Raw genomic sequence first — 890 nt, forward strand, 5'->3', positions numbered from 1 at the left:
GATAAGCGATAGCCTAAAGCTAAACGAATCCTATGTCATATTTGGCAAAGTCAATCACTTCGGAGGTATTTTCTCTATGCCTCACCCCGAAATGGACTTGCTTGTCGATTTCAACAAGGCAGGGCACAGCAGCATACAGCCGGTGTATCCCTCTACTGAGAAGCTAACTAAGCGCGGAGTCAGCAACCGTGTGATGCGGCAACTTATACATACGGTATTCGAAGAGGTAGGCTATCAGTTTATGGAGAACCTGCCCGCTTCAATACGCAAGACACTAAACCTAATTAGTAAGCAGGAAGCGATGCGCAACATTCACTTCCCTGCTGACCAATCAATGCTGACCAAAGCTACTGTGCGCCTGAAGTTTGAAGAGCTTTTTTACATACAGCTACAGTTAGTACGCAAAAATCTACTGCAGAAGCAGAAGTTTCAAGGAATGCCTTTCAGAAAGGTAGGCGATGCGTTTATGAACTTCTATAATCACCATTTACCCTTTCCTCTGACGAACGCTCAAAAACGAGTGCTTAAAGAAATACGTGCCGATTTAGGCTCAAATGCTCAAATGAACAGACTTTTGCAAGGTGATGTAGGTTCTGGCAAGACCATAGTAGCCCTGATGACAATGCTATTAGCGGTAGATAACGGCTTTCAAGCCTGCTTAATGGCTCCTACCGAAATTCTCGCTACCCAGCACTACCAGAGTATTAGTGCCCTGTTGCAAAATACAGGTATAAGTGTAGCTTTACTAACAGGTTCTTCTAAAACCAAAGAGCGCCGTATTTTAGATGAGCAGTTGCAAGAGGGGAGTCTTTCTATACTCATTGGCACTCACGCCTTGTTAGAAGATAAGGTACAGTTTGCTAACTTGGGCTTGGCTATTATTGATGAAC

General features: G+C 44.0%; 1 protein-coding gene. It reads left to right on the forward strand.

Annotation, left to right across the window (positions count from 1 at the left end; all coding sequences use genetic code 11):
• The coding region (locus HMPREF9074_RS10610; protein WP_034540711.1) for a DEAD/DEAH box helicase at positions 1-890 on the forward strand (890 nt) is incomplete at both ends.

The organism is Capnocytophaga sp. oral taxon 329 str. F0087 (assembly GCF_000213295.2).
GTDB classification, from domain to species: Bacteria; Bacteroidota; Bacteroidia; order Flavobacteriales; family Flavobacteriaceae; genus Capnocytophaga; species Capnocytophaga leadbetteri_A.